Here is a 16,571-nt window from a genome sequence, read left to right as displayed (position 1 = left end):
TCAGCGGCCCTCCTCCGCCCCAGCCAGGGTCAGAACGGGCACCGGCCAGGCGGTCATCCGACCGTCCTCGACGCTGAGCCGCAGCCATTCGATCTCCCAGGCATCGCCATCGGCGCGGAACACCTCCGGCAGCTCGACCCGAAAGCGGTAGCTGCCGCGCTCCGGAAGCCGCAGGTGCAGGGACTGGCGGACAGACAACCAGTGGTCGCCATCATCGGAACGGTGGGCCACCACCACCATCCCGCGATGCTGCAGGCGCGGGCGCCCATGGGCATCGCTCACCCGCAGCTCCAGGGCCGCCGGGCCCGGGGGCTGCCCCAGCGGTGGATTGTCGTGGGGCAGCTCCCAGCGCGCCACGACATCCAGTCGCAGCAGCCCCGGGCCTCCAGCTTCACAGCGGATTGCGGCACTGGCCTCCTGGCTGCGCTGGACCCAGCGGCCCCGGCCGATGCGGTAGCTGGCCAGCAGCAGCACCTGCACCACCGCCAGCGACAGCACGGCGGTGAACAGCAGCAGGGGGGCGTCGACGCTGTGGTTGCGAATGCTGCCGCGCACGACAACCGGATTGGGCAGCGTGCGGCCCGCTTCATCGAGCAGATCCTGCACCTGCACCGCCAGCTGGAAGCGGCCGCTCTGCCCTGGCCGCATCGCCAGAGCCAGGCCCGCATCGTCTTCCTGCCAGGTACCGCTCTCCCCCCCCTCCGCCCAGACGCCACTGGCACGCCACCCGTCCTTGGTGAGATCCAGCACGGTGCGGCCGGTTGCATCAAGGAGGGCCACATCCAGCTCGATCGAGCTGTTGGGCGGGATCTCGGCCGTCAGCGCCAGCCGAGGGCCGCCCAGCCAACCGTCCCGCAGCTCAAAGGGGGCACTGAGCACGCGCTCCCCTTCCGGCACCACCATCACCAGCCGCCGGGGCCACTCCACGGCCGACAGCAGCAGCACCAGCAGGGGCAGCAGCGGCAGCAGCAGGCTGGCCAGGGGCCAGAGCAGCAGGGCCGGATCACGCCGCCCGTCCAGGGATGCCGCCGCCATCAGGAGCTGGCCTCCTGTCCATCCCTACGGTGGGGGTGGCGTTGAAACGAGGGGATGGTCAAACCACTGCTCCAGATGCTGCTGATGGTCGGCTGGACCTTTCTGGGCATCATCCTGATCTACCTCGGGCTGCTGCTCTTCGATCGCCTTTCCCCGATCGACTACCGGGCCGAGATCCGCCGCGGCAACATCGCCGCCGGGGTGGTGCTGGGGGCGGTGATCCTGGCCATCGCCGCCGTGGTGGTGGCCGTGCTCTCCACCTGATCCGCCGCCCCCCTTGACCCGTTCCTTCGCGGCAGCGCTGCGGCCCATCGAGGACTGGTTCTCTCGCCGCGGCTGGCGGCCGATGCCGTTCCAGCGGCAGTGCTGGCGTGCCTACCTGGAAGGGGGCAGCGGCCTGATCCAGGTGCCCACCGGCTCCGGCAAGACCTACGCCGCCGTGATGGGGCCGATCGCGGCGATGCTGGCCGAGAACGATGGCGCCGGACCGAAGAGGGGAGCCGGACCGGATGGCGGGCTGCGTCTGGTGGTGCTGACGCCCCTGCGGGCCCTGAGCCGCGACCTGCTGCTGGCGATCCGGGAACCGATCGACACCATGGGCTGGCCGCTGCGGGTGGGACTGCGCAACGGTGACACCAGCAGCCACGAACGCGGTAAGCAGCTGAAGCTGCCGCCGCAGATCCTGATCACCACCCCCGAGTCCCTCTCGCTGCTGCTGGCCGGCCCCCGGGCCGAGGCGTTGTTCGCCGACCTCGAGGCGGTGGTGATCGACGAATGGCACGAGCTGATGGGCAGCAAGCGGGGCTCCCAGAGCGAGCTCTGCCTGAGCTGGCTGCGGAGCCGGCGGCCGGCCCTGCGCACCTGGGCGATCAGCGCCACCATCGGCAACCTGGAAGAGGCGGCCCGGGCCGCGGTGGGTGTCGGCATCGAGCCGCGCATCATCACGGCGCGGATCCGGCGGGACACACAGATCCGCAGCCTGCTGCCCGACAGCATCGACGGCTTCCCCTGGGCCGGCCATCTGGGCCTGCGCATGTACGAGGAGCTGGTGGCGGCCATGGAGCCGGATGTCTCCACCCTGCTGTTCACCAACACCCGCAACCAGGCCGAGCGCTGGCACCAGTGCCTGCGCTTCGCCTGCCCGGAAATGGACGGGGCCCTGGCCCTGCACCACAGCGCCATCGACCGGGCCGCCCGTGAAGCCATTGAGGCGGGGGTGAAGGCCGCCGCGATCCGCTGGGTGGTCTGCACCAGCTCCCTCGATCTGGGGGTGGACTTTCAGCCTGTGGAGCGGGTGGTGCAGATCGGCAGTGCCAAGAACCTGGCCCGGCTGCTGCAGCGGGCGGGCCGTTCGGCCCATGCGCCCGGCGGCACGGCCCAGGTGCTGTTCATGCCCACCAACGCCCTGGAACTGCTGGAGGTGTCAGCGATGCGCCGGGGGCTGGGGGAAGGGTTGGTGGAACACCGCCGTCCGCCGCAGGCGCCGCTGGATGTGCTGCTGCAGCACCTGGTGAGCCTGGCCTGCGGTCCGGGCTTCGAGCCCGAAGCCACATTTGAGGCCGTGCGCCGCAGCTGGAGTTACCGCCAGCTGGAGCGGAGCCACTGGGACTGGTGCCTGCGCTTTCTCGAGGACGGGGGCGACTGCCTGGGCGCCTACCCGCGCTACCGCAAGCTGGAGCGGGAGCCGCTGGAGGCGAGCGCGGGCGTCCCCCAGCGCTTCGTGGTGCGGGAGACGGCCGTGGCCCGCCTGCACCGGCTCAACATCGGCACGATCAGCGCCGATCGGTCCGTGACCGTCCGTTTCGTGCGTGGGGCCGTGCTGGGCCACGTGGAGGAAGTGTTCATCAGCCGGCTCAAACCCGGGGATGTCTTCTTCTTCGCCGGCCGCCAGCTGGAGTTCGTGCGGCTGCGGGAGATGACCGCGATGGTCAAGGCCACGACGCGTCGCAGCGCCATGGTGCCGGCCTGGGGGGGCGGCCAGATGGCCCTCTCCGATCTGCTCAGCGCCCACCTGCGCCAGGAGGTGGATCGCTGCGCCCGTGCCCTCGACGGCGAGAAGGGCTTGGCGCTGGACACCCCAGAGCTGCAGGCCCTGCGGCCGCTGCTGGAGCGCCAGGTGCTGCTCTCCGCCCTGCCCCGGTGCCAGCAGTTTCTGGTGGAGGTGTGCCACACCCGGGAGGGCAGCCATCTCTACGCCTACCCCTTTGAAGGACGTTTCGTGCATGAAGGCCTGGGCTTTCTCTGGTCCTGGCGGCTGGCCCGCCACCATCCCGGCACCTTCACGGTGTCGGTGAACGATTACGGCTTCGAGCTGCTGGCAGCCCGGGACTACCCCTTCGAGGAGATGCTCGAACGGCACGGGGACACCCTGCTGGACCCTGAAGGCCTGCTGGCGGATCTGGAGCGGGCGGTGAATCTGTCGGAGCTCTGCCGCCGCCGCTTTCGCTCCATCGCCCAGGTGAGTGGGCTGGTGGTGAACGGTTATCCCGGCCAGGCCCGCTCCGGCGGCCAGCTTCAGATCAGCGCCGCCCTGCTCTTCGATGTCTTTGAGCGCCATGAACCCGGCAACCTGCTGCTGGCCCAGGCCCGCAGCGAAGTGCTGGAAGAGCAGCTGGACCTCGGTCGTCTGCTCAGCACCCTGCAGCGCCTGCGGGGAAGTGAATGGCTGCAGCGGCGCCTGCCCCGACCCGGCCCGATGGCTTTCCCCCTGCTGGCGGAGCGGCTCAACAACCGGATGAGCAACGAATCGCTGCTGGAGCGGCTGCAGAAGCTGCGGCAACAGGCGGAACGCGCCGAGGGGCCGTGAGCAACTGAGCCACGGGAGCACCCGCCGGAGCTCGGAAGAAAGACTGGGCTAGTGATAAAGACGGAGGGGGTGGGATTCGAACCCACGGAATCTTGCGATTCGCCGGTTTTCAAGACCGGAGCCATCAACCACTCGACCACCCCTCCAGGATGGACGGCCCGACCCTACAGCCGGTTGGGCAGCCCCTTGCAGCCCCCAGGCAGGGTGAGACGGGAACGGGCCCCGGACCAGGCCGCCAGGTAGGCGCGGTTGTCCGGATCCAGCTGCCGAACACCGCTGAGATTGACGTTCTCCACCTGGGCCCCGGTGCCAGTGCCTTGGCTGTGATCGGGCTCCATCTGGGCCTGTTGCGGGGTGGCGACCAGGGCATGCCCGTAGAAGAAACGGGTGGCCTGCAGGCAAGCGCCCTGAAGATTGGCACCGACGAGGTTCACGGCGGCCAGGTTGGCCTCGCCGAGGTCGGCACCGGAGAGGTCAGCGCCGGAGAGATCGGCGCCGTTGAAGTCGATGGCCCGCAGGTCGGTGCCGGCGAGATCGGCTCCCTTGAGCATGCTCTGCAGGCGGACCACGGGAACCCCCCGCAGGCGGTCTTCTTCGTAGCTGCCCTCGCCGTCGAGGATGGCGCGCCCCAGCCGCTGGTCGCGGCGAAGGGGCGTAAGCAACCTGGCGTGGGAGAGGAAGCGCAGGATCCTCGCCTTGCCATCGCCATCGATGCTGCTCAGCACGGCGGCCAGCCGCCCCTCCGCCAGCATCCGCTCCAGGGGCCAGTCCTCCAGCAGACCCTCCTCGTCACTGATCAGCTCCGAGATGCCGTGGATGAAGCTGTCGATCGTCTGGGCCTGGGTGATGCGGTTCTGCTGGGTGGTGAGCCGCTGATCCACCATCACCTGGCGCCAGGCGATCATCAGGGCCACCAGGGCCACCAGGATCTGGCCGACGGCCCCGATCACCCCCTCACCAAAGGCACCGATGGCCTCCCAGTCCCCGTTGCGGTAGATCGCCAGCAGCGGGTCAAGCCAGCCGAGGGCCAGGGGAATCGACAGCAGGGCCAGGACCAGGGCGAGGGTCGCCACCAGCCGAACGGTGGGGGGGTCTTCGAGGTGGCGGACCAGGAGCTGCCAGAGCGGAGGCAGCAGTTGGCGCAGGGCCAGCACCACCGTCAGCAGGGACGCCGGCACAGCCAGCCAGGCCACCCCCAGCAACAGGGCCGCCAGCAGGACCAGAAGGGTGAGCAGCAGCTGCAGGCCGGCCCCATGGCGCAGGCGCGTCCAGGGGCCACCCGACCGCAGGGCCAGGGGCGGAGCAGCGGCGGCCTGGGAGCGATCGTCCGGTTTGGTACTCATGGCAGGGGGCTGCTCTGGAAGAAGAACCCAGCCGCGAGGATGGCGTAGGCCGCCAGCAGCAGCACCCCCTCAAACCAGTCGGAACGGCCATCGAGGCTGACCAGGTTGCTCACCAAAACGGCCGTGGCCACTGCCACCACCTCATAGACGTTGAAGCTGAGGTCGAGGGGATGGCCGAGCATGGGGGCCACCAGCAGCAGCACCGGCACCACCAGCAGGCCCACCAGCAGCGTGGAGCCCAGCGCCACTGAGACGGCCAGGTCCATCTTGTCCTTGCGGGCCATACTCACCGCGGTGAGGTATTCAGCGGCACCGCCCAACAGGGGCAGCAGCACCACGCCGGTGAACAGGGCCGAAAGGCCCAGAGATTCGGTGACGGTCTCGACGACGCCCACGAACAGCTCGGAGGCATAGGCCAGGCCGACGGTGGCCGCGAGCAGCACAGCGACCCAGGGGAGCAGGGGCGGCCGATGGCCGGCCGCACCACCCTCGCCGGGGTCCTCTCCAGCCCCATTGAAATCGGCCTCGGCCACGGCGTAGAGGGTGCGATGGGTTTTCAACGAGAACAGCAGGGTGAGGGCGTAGACGGCCAGCAGCACCCAGGCCACGAACAGGGAAAAGGACTCGGCGGCGCCCGCGTCCAGCCCCCCGGCCTCGCCGCCCACCATCCCCCGCAGACTCGGGATCAGAATCGCCAGGACCGCCAGGGTCATGGCCGAGCCGTTGACCCTGGCCACCACCGGCTGGAAACGCTGCTCACTGCGCCCGATGCCCCCGACCAGCATGGACAGACCCAGGGCCAGCAGGAGATTGGCCATGACCGTGCCGGTGATGCTGGCCTTGACGATGTCCACCAGGCCGGCCCGCAGGGCCGCCAGAGCAATGATCAGCTCGGTGGCGTTGCCGAACAGGGCATTGAGCAGGGCCCCGATCGAGGGGCCAAGGGTGAGGGACAGCTCCTCGGTGGCGGTGCTCAGCAGGATCGCCAGGGGGATGATCGACAGGATGGAGGTGACGAAGACGACCCCATCCCCCCAATGGAACCGGTCGGCGGCCGCTGCGACAGGCAGCATCGCCAGCAGGCCGATGGCGATGCGCAGCCGACCAGGCATGAAGCGGTGCAATACGGTGACCCATTGTGACCGACTGTTGACCAGCTGGGCCATGACCTGGCCCACCATCAGCATGAGCTGGGCAGCCATGAGGGGCTCCAACGGCCTGCACCATCGTGTTGTGGAATGCACTGCCGGACGTTTCGGCCCAGAATGTCCGGAGCAGCATTCTCCTGTTTGCCCGACACCTTGCAGGGCTCCATGGGCCCGAAGAACCCACAGGCGATGAAGAGTCCTGTCATGGGGCCTGATGCCGGGAATTCCGAAGCCACCGCCAACACCACAATCAAACGGCGCAGACAGCGTTTGCCAGTCATAAGAACAGTGGCGTCCATTCAGCAAGTTTTCACTCTCATTGCAATTGTCAATGGGCTCGTGTTGCTGTACCTGGTCATCGCGGCCATCCAGCTGCTATCGGTTCCTGGCGCGCAATCGGCTGAGATTTATGTCTCTCTGATTCTCACGCTGTTGCTGGTCATTCTGGCGATCATTTCCTACCAGATCATCGCCAGGCGAATTATCCTTCCGATCGCTCGACTGGTCCGCGAAGCCAGTGACATAGAGAGCGGTGACAGGACAAGTCTGCTCACGATTCGGAGCAACGATGAAATATCAAAGTTAGCTCAGACCTTCAACATGGTCCTGAACAAGATGCGGCACGCTCTCATGGCTGAAGAAGCCAGCAATCAGCAGTTGCTGGAAGCCAATCGCCAGATTGAGTCCTCAATCAATTATGCGGGGTTATTGCAGCGTTCGATCCTTCCGGATCGGCAGCTTCAGGAAACGTTTGGCGACGATTACTTCATTCTCTGGTTGCCTCGGGACACCGTTGGTGGCGATTACTACATTTTCCACTCGGAAGGTGGTCACTGTCTCGCGGGCGTGGCCGACTGCGCCGGACATGGGGTCTCAGGAGCCATGATGACGATGCTGGCCAGGGCAGGAATTGATCGCTCCATCATGGAAGTGGGCATCACGTCCCCAGCCGCTATTCTGGGTTGTACAGACACCGCTATGCGCAACCTGTTGCATGGCGCCAGAATGAGCAAGTCGATCGCGACCAGCATGGACATTGGGCTGGTACGCCTTGACTTTCAAGCCAGGACACTTAGATTCTCAGGTGCAAAGATCAGTCTCTATTGGAGCGATGGGCAAACCATGCACATGCTTAGGGGAGACCATCGAGCCATCTGCGATCAGCGTGTCGGGACCTATACCGATCACGATATCCCGTTGTTGCCGGACTGCACCTACTACTTGACCACTGACGGGCTGCTCGACCAATCCGGAGGCGACAACGGCTTTTCCCTCGGGACACACCAGTTCAAGGAATGGCTGATCCAGTTAGCCCGTCAGCCGCTCGACTTGCAGCGTCAAGCTCTCGCCGATTCCCTTGAAAAGTTCCGAGGCCGTCACCCCCAGAGGGATGACATCACGATCCTTTCCTTCCGTTTCGCTTAGAGAGTCACCTGATGTTCCAGCCCAGCAAACGCATGTCCTTGTCACCACCGGTCACGACCAATCCAGTGTTTGCAGCGGAGCTGCAGCCATGACCATCAGCACCAACAGCCTGATGTCGCTGAGGGAGTACTTCAGCAATCAGCAAATTCTTATCTGTTTCAATGGACCGATCTCCACTAACCTGATCGGAGAGATCGGATCAGCCCTCAAGGAACATATTGAATCCAATCATGCTCCCGAACTGGAGGTGATGGATGTCTTCAGTGTTTACATCGAGATGAGCCAGAATATCAGAAACTATGCAACAAGCCACGGCTTCAGCGACTCCGAATCCTCCGCAACGGTCGTCATTGCGGCCGCCGAGGCTGGCCATTACGCCGTGTGTGCAGGTAACCTCGTGGAGATGGGGGATGGTCAGGCTCTACTGGAACGGATCCACGAACTCGCGGCCTGCGACAAGGCCCAGCTGAAGCTGCTTTACAAGCAGCAGTTGCGTCAGCCCCACACCCAGACTCCCGGTCAGGGTGCCGGCCTGGGACTCATTGAGATTGCCAGGCGCTCGAGCCAACCCATGGAGGCATCCCTTGATCCCCTGGAGCCCGGTCGTGCCTTCTTCAGCCTTCGGGCCATCATCTGATCCCATGAGCAGCAGCGAAGAACTCAATCTCTCTGTACCAGGCTCCCAATCAAGCCCGTCGATCCGGGCCGATTGGAAAGCGGGTGTCGTGGTCATGAGCGGCGAGTCCTACCCCGAAAATTCGTTTGAGCTGTATGACCAGCTGATTCAGTGGATTGATTCCTATCTGTCCAGCGCTGAACACTCCCTGACTTTTGAGCTGCATCTGAACTATCTCAATACCAGCAGCATTCGGTTCATGATCGATATCTTTGATTTACTCCAGACAGCCTTCGAAAATGGCAAAGAAGTTTTGGTCCAGTGGATGTACGATGATAGAAATCCACGTTCAGCCGAACTGGGCTCTGAATTCAAGGAAGACTACACATTTCCCTTCTTGATTCTCTCTATCAACGCCTGACATGTTTGACCCCTCCTGCCCAAAGCCCGATGATCAGTTAGAGCAGGAGGTGATGGCAATCCTGACCGATCATCGCTACGATAATGATCCCGTACGCGATCTTTTATCTCGCTTATGGCACCGCATCGAAGAGCAAGTGGATCGGCTGGAAAGGGTGGCTGACATTTCTGATCTATACCAGTCACATGTACTGGAAAGCAACCGCAGTCTGACGACCCGGTACGAGAAGCAGCTTCGGCAGATTAAGCGGGTGGTTCGAATATCTGATCTTTATCAAGCTTCGCTGAAGGAGTTGAACCTTTCACTCTTTGAGGCTTCCACCCATGATTCGCTTACAGGTATTTCCAACAGACGCTTCATGGCAGAGCGCTGCCTTGAGGAAGACCAGCGTGCCGCAAGGCATGGCTCCACCTATTCGATGATCATTCTGGATGTTGATCACTTCAAGTTGATCAACGACGAGTATGGCCATGCCACGGGTGATTTGATGCTGGTGGACTTCGTCAAAGCCCTCTCCAGCAGTCTGCGTCACTATGACATCATCGCCCGATGGGGAGGAGAAGAATTTATGGCACTTCTGATCGACGCCGATCTCTCAACTGCTGAACTTGTCGCTAAACGCATGTTGGCCAACATCCGCGAGATGCGCGTGTCCATCGATGACATGGAACTGAAACTCACGGCCAGCTTGGGTCTGACTGAGCATAAACCTGATGAAAACTACGACGCCACTTTTCGCCGTGCTGATAAAGCCCTGCTCATGGCCAAGAACGCAGGACGCGACCGGTTGGTGGTGATTGATCCCACCAATCCCCTCAGCCATCGCGAGATCAGCACGCTGGTTTCCGCCGCTGAGTAAGCCTCCAACTCAATGCTTGGGGGGCGTTTTCACTTTGGCCGGGTGAGTTCAGCCACATGGGTTGACCCTCAGCTTTCGGGTTTGGCCAGCGGCAGCAGACACTTGTCGGAATCGCAGCCGGCGGGGCCGGCCTCCATCAGCTCACCGCCGTCGTACTTCTGCAGGGCCAGGAAGAAGTCCCCACACTGGCGGCGCTGCTCCACCTCAAGAACCATGCGGTGGTAAGTGGCCTGGTCGATCGGCTCGAACGGCAATCTGGGGAAGGTGGCATTGGCATCGAAACGGGCCAGCAGGGCAGCGGAGATGTAGCCCTCGCCATTCTCGATCGTCTGGTGGATCGCGGCGGCCAAAGGCTCGATTTCATGCTCGCGGAATTCCACCGTCGCCGAGGTGTTGTGGGTGGTGTAGTGCCGTTGCACCTGCATGTAGAAATCGAACTGGGCCAGGGCCGAGAAATTGTTGATCTCCACCTGATCGGCGCCAGGCAGGTTGGCCCAGCTGACCTCGGTGGGAATCTCCACCAGCCACTCGGTGCAGCGAGGATCAAACGGATCGTTCAGCAGGCGGCCCTGCTCATCCTTGTCGGACTGGGACGGAACGATCGCGTAGCCGTAGTCCATGCAGGCCAAGGCCACCGGATCGTTCTTGCGGAAGGTGATGCGACGGATGAAGCGCTGGGCCTTGGGGGGATGCCAGCCGGGGCTGGCGCCGGTGAGCAGACTCTTGGTGCCCGCCGGTTGGACGGTGGTGCAGCGGTTGGGACGGCGCATGCCGTGCTGATCGCAGTAGTCCCACACCGCGTCGTGGACGCACTGCTTCCAGCGCGACAGGTAAGCCGCTTCCTCGGCCCGGAAGGCCCGCCCCTCTTCAGAGTCGGGACGGCCGGCTTCCCACCACTGCAACCAGGGGGTGCCAAAGGCATGGACAAAGAAATCGAACAGACCGGTGAAACTGACACCAACGATCGGATCCCAGGCCCGGCTCTGGCGGTAACGCTCGACCTCAAAGCGGTGGTTCAGCAGACAGGCCACCGCCAGGCCGCCGGCCTTGAAGGCGTCGGCCTGGGCCTGGTGGTCGTGGGGGTCAATCCGGTTGAGGTGGATTTCGGCCAGGTTGCAGTGGAAATCAGCGCCGAGGATCTCACCGCAGGGGTTGAGTCCGTAGCGGCTGAGCCGATGCTCAAGCTCAGCGTCGCCGATCTGCGGATGGTGCAACTGCAACCAGCGGCCAGCCTCCTCCTTGCCCTGGTCGCAGTAGAGGCCGATGAACTCGGTGCGCAGCTGGGGGGTGGTGAGCAGGTCGGCATTGGAGCGGGCGATCGCCTCAGGGGCGAACTGGATGGCGCCCTCCCCCGATTGGAACTGCTTGTTGACGGCCTCCAGCACCACCGCATGGCTGGGGCGCCCATGGAACACCCGGGTGTGGTTGGCCATGCGCAGGGCATCGCGCTCCGGATCGATGCGCCAGTTGCCCTGGTCGTCCTGCTGCCACAGGTTCTCCTTGGCGCCGAGGGCGGAATCATCGTCGGCGCAGAACTGGCGCATGCCGGCGCTGCGGCGGATGTTGCCGGCCACGATGGTCACCGCCGCCTCATCGATCAGCAGACAGCACTCCACCGAGGTGAGCTGGCGGCCCTGGGCCTTGTTGAGGATCTGGGCGACACGGCCGTAGAGATCCCTCAACTTCACGGGGTTGGCCATGCCGCCGAAGCCCTTGAGCGTTTCGCCCACGGGCCGCACATCGGACAGGTCCACCGAGACGTGGACGGGGCCGTCGAAGCGCTCATCGCTGCAGAGGTTGAGCAGCAACCGGTAGCTCTCCACCCAGCCGGCACGGGTGTCGCCGACGCGGACGCTGACGTGATGACCATCGATCACGTGGGTGGTCTGCTGCTGGCGGGAGCCGATCGGCGTCACGCCGATGTCGGTCACCCCATCGATGACGAGGGTGTTGCGCACCTTCGGCAGACGGCTGATCAGATGGGGCTCGATGATGGCGCCGGTGCCACAGCCCATCATCGCCAGATCCATCATCAGGGCGAAGGCCTCCCAGTCCACCAGGTTGGTGGAGGTGCAGTTGTAGGCACCGGAGAAGTTCTCGGGTTGCTCGATCCACTCGGTGCCGCCGATCCAGAGCCAGCGTCCGGAGGGGAGCGCCATCTGGTGGCGCTGCATGCGCCGGATCAGCTCCACTTCCTCGGGAGCCAGGGACCCCAGCACCCGCAGCCCCTCGAGGTTGCGCTCGGCCACCTCATGCCAGCTCTCGCGGCCACCGCTTGGGGTCTTGCGGCTGTAGGTGCGATAGAAGACCGGATAGGCCGCCGGAGCGGTGAGCGGAAAATCGGCCACCGGCGTGAGGGTGTCGTCGCTTGCGGATGACGTCGCCGCCGTGGCGGGGGTGGCTGGACGGGCGGCGGACAAGGTCACGGTGGGTACGGCCAGGACGTGCTGGGAACCATAACGCCACCCGTAGGGTCTGCAACGGCGCCCTGCCACCAGCCACGGTGCCTCCAACCGTTAACGGGGCCGCCGCTGGGTAGAACAGTGCTCAGGCGGATCGGGAGGCTGGCGCCATGGAGCGGATCTGCGAGCCGGAGCTGATGGAGGACGTCCAGCAGGCGGAGGCCTACGCCGCGGCTGACTTCTCCAGCGGCGACCGGGCGGTGCTGGGCCGGATCGACGACCTTCTCGGATCCCTGGGGACGGGGGACGGGGAGAGGCTCAGCTTCGTGGATCTGGGCTGCGGGCCCGGCAACATCACGTTCCTGCTGGCCGAGCGCTGGCCCAAGGCCAGCGTGCTGGGCCTCGATGGCTCCGCCGCGATGCTGGCCATCGCCGAGCGGCGGCGGCGCGCCGATCCCACCGCCTGGCGGCACCTGCGCTTCCGCCAGCAGCGGCTGCCCAGCCGCCAGCTGGTGGGTGCCTGCAGCGCCGTGGTCAGCAACAGCCTGCTGCACCATCTGCATGACCCGGCCGTGTTCTGGCAGAGCGTGCGCCAGCTCTCAGGACCGGGCACCCAGCTTTATGTGAGGGATCTGCGGCGGCCCGCCAGCGATCGCGAGCTGGAGGACCTGGTGCACCGCTATGCCGCCTCAGCGCCGGAAGTGCTGCGGCGGGACTACGGCCATTCGCTGCGGGCGGCGTTCACCCGCGCCGAGGTACTGGCCCAACTCGAGGCCGCCGGACTCAAAGGGCTGCAGGTGCGGGAGCTGGACGACCGCTACCTCGAGATCCATGGCCCCAGCCTGCCTGGCAGGCTGGCCTGATGGTCACCAGCTCCTCCCCTGCCCCAGCTCCTGATTTCGACGCCGCGGCACTGGCGGCGGCAGTGAGCCGGCGCCGCAATTTCGCCATCATTTCCCACCCCGATGCGGGCAAGACCACCCTCACCGAGAAGCTGCTGCTCTACGGGGGTGCCATCCAACAGGCCGGGGCGGTGAAGGCCAAAGGGGAGCAGCGCAAAGTGACCTCCGACTGGATGGAGCTGGAGAAGCAGCGCGGCATCTCGATCACCTCCACCGTGCTCCAGTTCGACTACGCCGGCAGCACGATCAACCTGCTCGACACGCCCGGCCACCAGGACTTCTCGGAAGACACCTACCGGACCCTGGCTGCCGCCGACAACGCCGTGATGCTGGTGGACGCGGCCAAGGGCCTGGAGCCGCAGACCCGCAAGTTGTTTGAGGTCTGCCGAATGCGGCGGATCCCGATCTTCACCTTCATCAACAAGATGGACCGGCCGGGCCGGGACCCGCTGGAGCTGGTCGATGAGATCGAGCAAGAGCTGGGGCTGGCCTGCTGGCCGGTGAACTGGCCGATCGGCAGCGGCGACCGCTTCCGCGGCGTGATCGACAGGCGTTCCCAGGATCTGCTGCTGTTCGAGCGGGCCGAACGGGGCCGCCAGAGCCTGGAGCGGCGCCTGGCCCCCGGCGATCCCGACCGCCAGGAGCGGGTGGAGGCGGAGCTGCTGGAGCTGGCCGTGGAGGAACTGGAACTGGTGGAGGGGGCCGGAGCGGCACTGGATCTGGAGCGGGTCCACGCCGGTGAGCTGAGCCCGGTGTTCTTCGGCTCGGCGATGACCAATTTCGGCGTCCGCCCCTTCCTCGACGCCTTCCTGGAGCTGGCCCAGCCCCCGGTGGCCCGGGAGAGTGACCAGGGACCGGTGGATCCATTGCGGCCGGAGTTCAGCGGCTTCGTCTTCAAGCTGCAGGCCAACATGGACCCCCGCCACCGGGACCGGGTGGCCTTCGTGCGGGTCTGCAGCGGCCGTTTCGAGAAGGACATGAACGTGCGCCACGCCCGCAGCGGGCGCACCATCCGCCTCTCGCGTCCCCAGAAGCTGTTCGGCCAGGACCGGGAGGTGGTGGACGACGCCTACCCCGGCGATGTCATCGGCCTCAATAACCCCGGCATGTTCGCCATCGGCGACACCCTCTACACCGGCTCCCGGGTGGAGTACGAGGGAATTCCCTGCTTCAGCCCGGAGATCTTCGCCTGGCTGCGCAATCCCAATCCCTCGGCGTTCAAGAGTTTCCGCAAGGGGGTGAACGAGCTGCGCGAAGAGGGGGCCGTTCAGGTGCTCTACGACACCGACCCCAGCAAGCGGGATCCGATCCTGGCGGCGGTGGGTCAGTTGCAGCTCGAGGTGGTGCAGTACCGGCTGGAGAACGAGTACGGCGTCACCAGCCGGCTGGAACCGTTGGACTTCAATGTCGCCCGCTGGGTGAGCGGCGGCTGGCCGGCCCTGGACAGCGTCGGCCGCCTGTTCAACTGCAAGACGGTCCGGGACGCCTGGGACCGGCCGGTGCTGCTGTTCCGCAACGACTGGAACCTGCACCAGCTGCAGGAGGACCATCCCGCCCTGGAGCTGCATGGGGTGGCGCCGGTGGTGAGTGGCGTGGAGCCCATCGCCCTCTGAGCCGAGGTTCCGCCGGCGGCCGCCACGGGAGGAACCCCTCCCTCGCGCCAGACGATGGGAGGGGGCAGAATGAAGCAACAATTCGTCACGCCGCAACGGACGGTCACAGCGATGCCTCGATCCGTGACGCCCTCCCCGCTCTGGCTTGTGCGTCCCCGCAGCGACGGGGGCAACGATTACGTCAGTTTCCTGCCCTCGCAAGGGGCCGTGGAGATGCGCGAAGGCAGCCACCTGCCGCCCCAGATGCCCCTGCTGAAGCGCCGCCGTTCCCTGGCGATCGAGGAGGCCGAAGCCTGCACGCGCCGACTGCAACAGGAAGCGGGATATCACCGCAGTGAACCGCTTTTTTAGCCTCGGCTCGATACGCTCGATGGCATGAACCAAGGATCCGACCAGGCCAAGCCGGCCCCTGACGCTTCCGATCCGTACGAGCGGCTCGGTGTCGCTCCCGATGCTTCCTTTGACACCGTCCAGGAGGCCAAGCTGGCACGGCTGGATGAGGCCGGCGACGATCCCCTGGTGCGCTCTCGCATCGAAGCCGCCTACGACGCGGTGTTGATGGACCGGTTGAAGGAACGCCAGCAGGGCCGGGTCAGCAGCGCCGCCCGTTCCGCCTCCCAGCGGGAGCAGGCCTCACCGCCCCCGAGCCGGCCGGCCCTCTCCGCCCTGCCCAGCCTGCCCCAGCTGCCCCCCTCCAGGATCCCCCGTCCCAACTTCTCCCTGCCCCAGCTGCAACGGGCCACGGGCCGGGATCTGTGGTTCCCCTTGGCCGCCGATGGTGTGCTGCTGCTGCTGCTCGTAGGGATGCCCGGAGCCGCCCCCGAACTGCTGACGGCCCTGGCCACCGGGGTGACCCTGCTCAACCTGCAGCGACGCAACGGTCGGTTCCTGGCCGCGGTGGGCTGGTCCTTCGCCCTGCTCTGCCTGGGACTCGTGCTGGGCGGCCTGCTGGCGGGAGGTCTCGGACCGGCCATCAGCCAGTCCCTTCCCGTGAGCACCCTGCAGCTGCAGAGCCTCCCGGCCATCCTGCTGCTGCTGCTCGGCGCCCTGCTGATCGCCTGAACCCAGCTCAGGCCACAGGGGCCAGCTCGTTGATCAGCTCCTGCAATTCAGGCGCTTCCACCCGGTAAACCTCACTGCAGAAGTGGCAGGTCAGCTCCGCTTGGCCATCCACGTGGAGCATGTCGGTGAGTTCATCGCGTCCCAAGAGCTTGAGGGCGCTGACGCTGCGGTGGCGGCTGCAGGGGCAGTGGAACCGGACGGGCTGCTCGATCGAGTCCTCCCCGAGGGGCTGGGGATCGAGGTCCGGGAAGATATCCTCGAACAGGGCATGGAGCTGGTCGGCATTGGCGGCGAGTCGCTCGCTGAAGCCGGTGATCTCCCGGCAGCGCTCCTCCAGCAGCGCCACCAGGGCCGGTTCCCGGGCCGCTTTCGGCAGCACCTGCACCAGCACGCCGCCGGCACAGCGCACGCCTGTGCTGTCGAGCGTTTCGCCCACGAACAGGGCCGAGGGGGTCTGCTCGGAATGGAGCAGATAGGAGGCCACGTCCTCACCGATGCCGCCACTCACCAGCTCGACGGTGCTGCTGAAGGGTTCCCCCTGGCCCCGATCCCGCACCACGTGCAGGTAACCGGTGCCGGTGGCGCGGCGGAAGTCGAACTGGTGGCCGCCGGCCGCATCCGTCAGCAGGTCCAGCTCCAGCTCCGGCCGGCCCACGTAGCCGCGCACGGTGCCGTCCCGGCCCGCATCCACCATCAGGCCCCGCAGGGGGCCATCGGACTGAATGCGCAGGTTGACCCGGCCATGGGCGACCTTCATCGAGCTGGCCAGCAGCAGGCCCGCGGTCATGGCACGGCCCAGCAGGGCTGTGGTGAGGAAGGAGAGGCCATGGCGGTGGCTGGCCTGGCGGATGGCAGAGGTGGTGGTGACCGCCACCATCCGGATGCCGCCGCCGGCACCGGTGGCCCTCAGCATGCGATCCCCCATCAAGCCCGTCCCCT

The 16,571-nt window shown here is 65.8% G+C and carries 15 protein-coding genes and 1 tRNA gene; 10 read left to right on the top strand and 6 right to left on the bottom strand.

The features are described 5' to 3' along the window. Positions 1–1,035, bottom strand: a complete 1,035-nt coding sequence (locus VB739_RS03700) for a hypothetical protein (protein WP_323355776.1) — start codon at positions 1,033–1,035, stop codon at positions 1–3. A gap of 54 nt (positions 1,036–1,089) precedes the next feature. Here VB739_RS03700 and VB739_RS03695 point away from each other — a divergent pair, with 54 nt between their 5' ends. Both VB739_RS03695 and VB739_RS03690 read left to right on the top strand, forming a co-directional pair. Further along, on the top strand, positions 1,090–1,299 hold the full coding sequence (locus tag VB739_RS03695; protein ID WP_216908808.1) for a DUF350 domain-containing protein: 210 nt from the start codon (positions 1,090–1,092) through the stop codon (positions 1,297–1,299). Positions 1,300–1,312: 13 nt separating this feature from the next. After that, positions 1,313–3,841, top strand: coding sequence for a ligase-associated DNA damage response DEXH box helicase (locus tag VB739_RS03690; protein WP_323355775.1), 2,529 nt, complete (start codon positions 1,313–1,315; stop codon positions 3,839–3,841). Positions 3,842–3,902: 61 nt separating this feature from the next. On the opposite strand, the gene VB739_RS03685 is transcribed toward VB739_RS03690, so the two are convergent. The 3 genes from VB739_RS03685 to cax form a co-directional block, all read right to left on the bottom strand. Next, positions 3,903–3,987, bottom strand: a tRNA-Ser gene (locus VB739_RS03685). 18 nt (positions 3,988–4,005) lie between these two features. Then, on the bottom strand, positions 4,006–5,184 hold the full coding sequence (locus VB739_RS03680; RefSeq protein WP_323355774.1) for a pentapeptide repeat-containing protein: 1,179 nt from the start codon (positions 5,182–5,184) through the stop codon (positions 4,006–4,008). Next, positions 5,181–6,296 (bottom strand): calcium/proton exchanger, encoded by a 1,116-nt coding sequence (gene cax / locus VB739_RS03675; protein ID WP_323355834.1) that lies wholly within the window; start codon positions 6,294–6,296, stop codon positions 5,181–5,183. Before cax ends, VB739_RS03680 begins: the two co-directional genes overlap by 4 nt. A gap of 177 nt (positions 6,297–6,473) precedes the next feature. Here cax and VB739_RS03670 point away from each other — a divergent pair, with 177 nt between their 5' ends. From VB739_RS03670 to siaD, 4 genes are all read left to right on the top strand, one after another. Continuing rightward, entirely contained in the window at positions 6,474–7,757 is a 1,284-nt protein-coding gene (locus VB739_RS03670) for a SpoIIE family protein phosphatase (RefSeq protein WP_323355773.1), read from the top strand. Between the two features lie 88 nt (positions 7,758–7,845). After that, positions 7,846–8,394, top strand: coding sequence for a biofilm regulation protein kinase SiaB (gene siaB / locus VB739_RS03665; protein ID WP_323355772.1), 549 nt, complete (start codon positions 7,846–7,848; stop codon positions 8,392–8,394). A gap of 4 nt (positions 8,395–8,398) precedes the next feature. Continuing rightward, a complete protein-coding gene (siaC, locus tag VB739_RS03660; RefSeq protein ID WP_323355771.1) occupies positions 8,399–8,794 on the top strand; it encodes a biofilm regulation phosphoprotein SiaC in 396 nt (131 codons plus the stop codon). Position 8,795: 1 nt separating this feature from the next. Beyond that, the gene (gene siaD / locus VB739_RS03655; RefSeq protein WP_323355770.1) at positions 8,796–9,653 is read left to right on the top strand and encodes a biofilm regulation diguanylate cyclase SiaD; all 858 of its coding nucleotides are present in this window, start codon (positions 8,796–8,798) and stop codon (positions 9,651–9,653) included. A gap of 68 nt (positions 9,654–9,721) precedes the next feature. Here the strand turns inward: siaD and nrdJ are convergent, their stop codons facing one another. Then, complete coding sequence (gene nrdJ, locus VB739_RS03650; RefSeq protein WP_416233296.1) at positions 9,722–12,079, bottom strand: ribonucleoside-triphosphate reductase, adenosylcobalamin-dependent; 2,358 nt, start codon at positions 12,077–12,079, stop codon at positions 9,722–9,724. A gap of 146 nt (positions 12,080–12,225) precedes the next feature. Between nrdJ and VB739_RS03645 the strand changes: the two genes are divergently transcribed. The 4 genes from VB739_RS03645 to VB739_RS03630 all read left to right on the top strand — a co-directional run bounded on the left by VB739_RS03645 (position 12,226) and on the right by VB739_RS03630 (position 15,632). After that, positions 12,226–12,918, top strand: coding sequence for a class I SAM-dependent methyltransferase (locus VB739_RS03645; RefSeq protein ID WP_323355769.1), 693 nt, complete (start codon positions 12,226–12,228; stop codon positions 12,916–12,918). Beyond that, positions 12,918–14,570, top strand: coding sequence for a peptide chain release factor 3 (locus tag VB739_RS03640; protein WP_323355768.1), 1,653 nt, complete (start codon positions 12,918–12,920; stop codon positions 14,568–14,570). The genes VB739_RS03645 and VB739_RS03640 overlap by 1 nt, the downstream gene beginning before the upstream one ends. Before the next feature lie 111 nt (positions 14,571–14,681). After that, entirely contained in the window at positions 14,682–14,921 is a 240-nt protein-coding gene (locus VB739_RS03635) for a hypothetical protein (RefSeq protein ID WP_323355767.1), read from the top strand. A 24-nt stretch (positions 14,922–14,945) separates the two neighbouring features. Beyond that, positions 14,946–15,632 (top strand): CPP1-like family protein, encoded by a 687-nt coding sequence (locus VB739_RS03630; RefSeq protein WP_323355766.1) that lies wholly within the window; start codon positions 14,946–14,948, stop codon positions 15,630–15,632. A 7-nt stretch (positions 15,633–15,639) separates the two neighbouring features. Here VB739_RS03630 and hslO read toward each other — a convergent pair whose 3' ends face one another. Further along, the gene (gene hslO, locus VB739_RS03625; RefSeq protein ID WP_323355832.1) at positions 15,640–16,557 is read right to left on the bottom strand and encodes an Hsp33 family molecular chaperone HslO; all 918 of its coding nucleotides are present in this window, start codon (positions 16,555–16,557) and stop codon (positions 15,640–15,642) included. Positions 16,558–16,571 lie beyond the last annotated feature (14 nt).

Source organism: Cyanobium gracile UHCC 0281 (assembly GCF_034931305.1).
Classification (GTDB): Bacteria; Cyanobacteriota; Cyanobacteriia; order PCC-6307; family Cyanobiaceae; genus Cyanobium; species Cyanobium gracile_A.
Note: the sequence above shows the minus strand (reverse complement) of the source record. Positions and strands in the feature narration are given on the sequence as shown.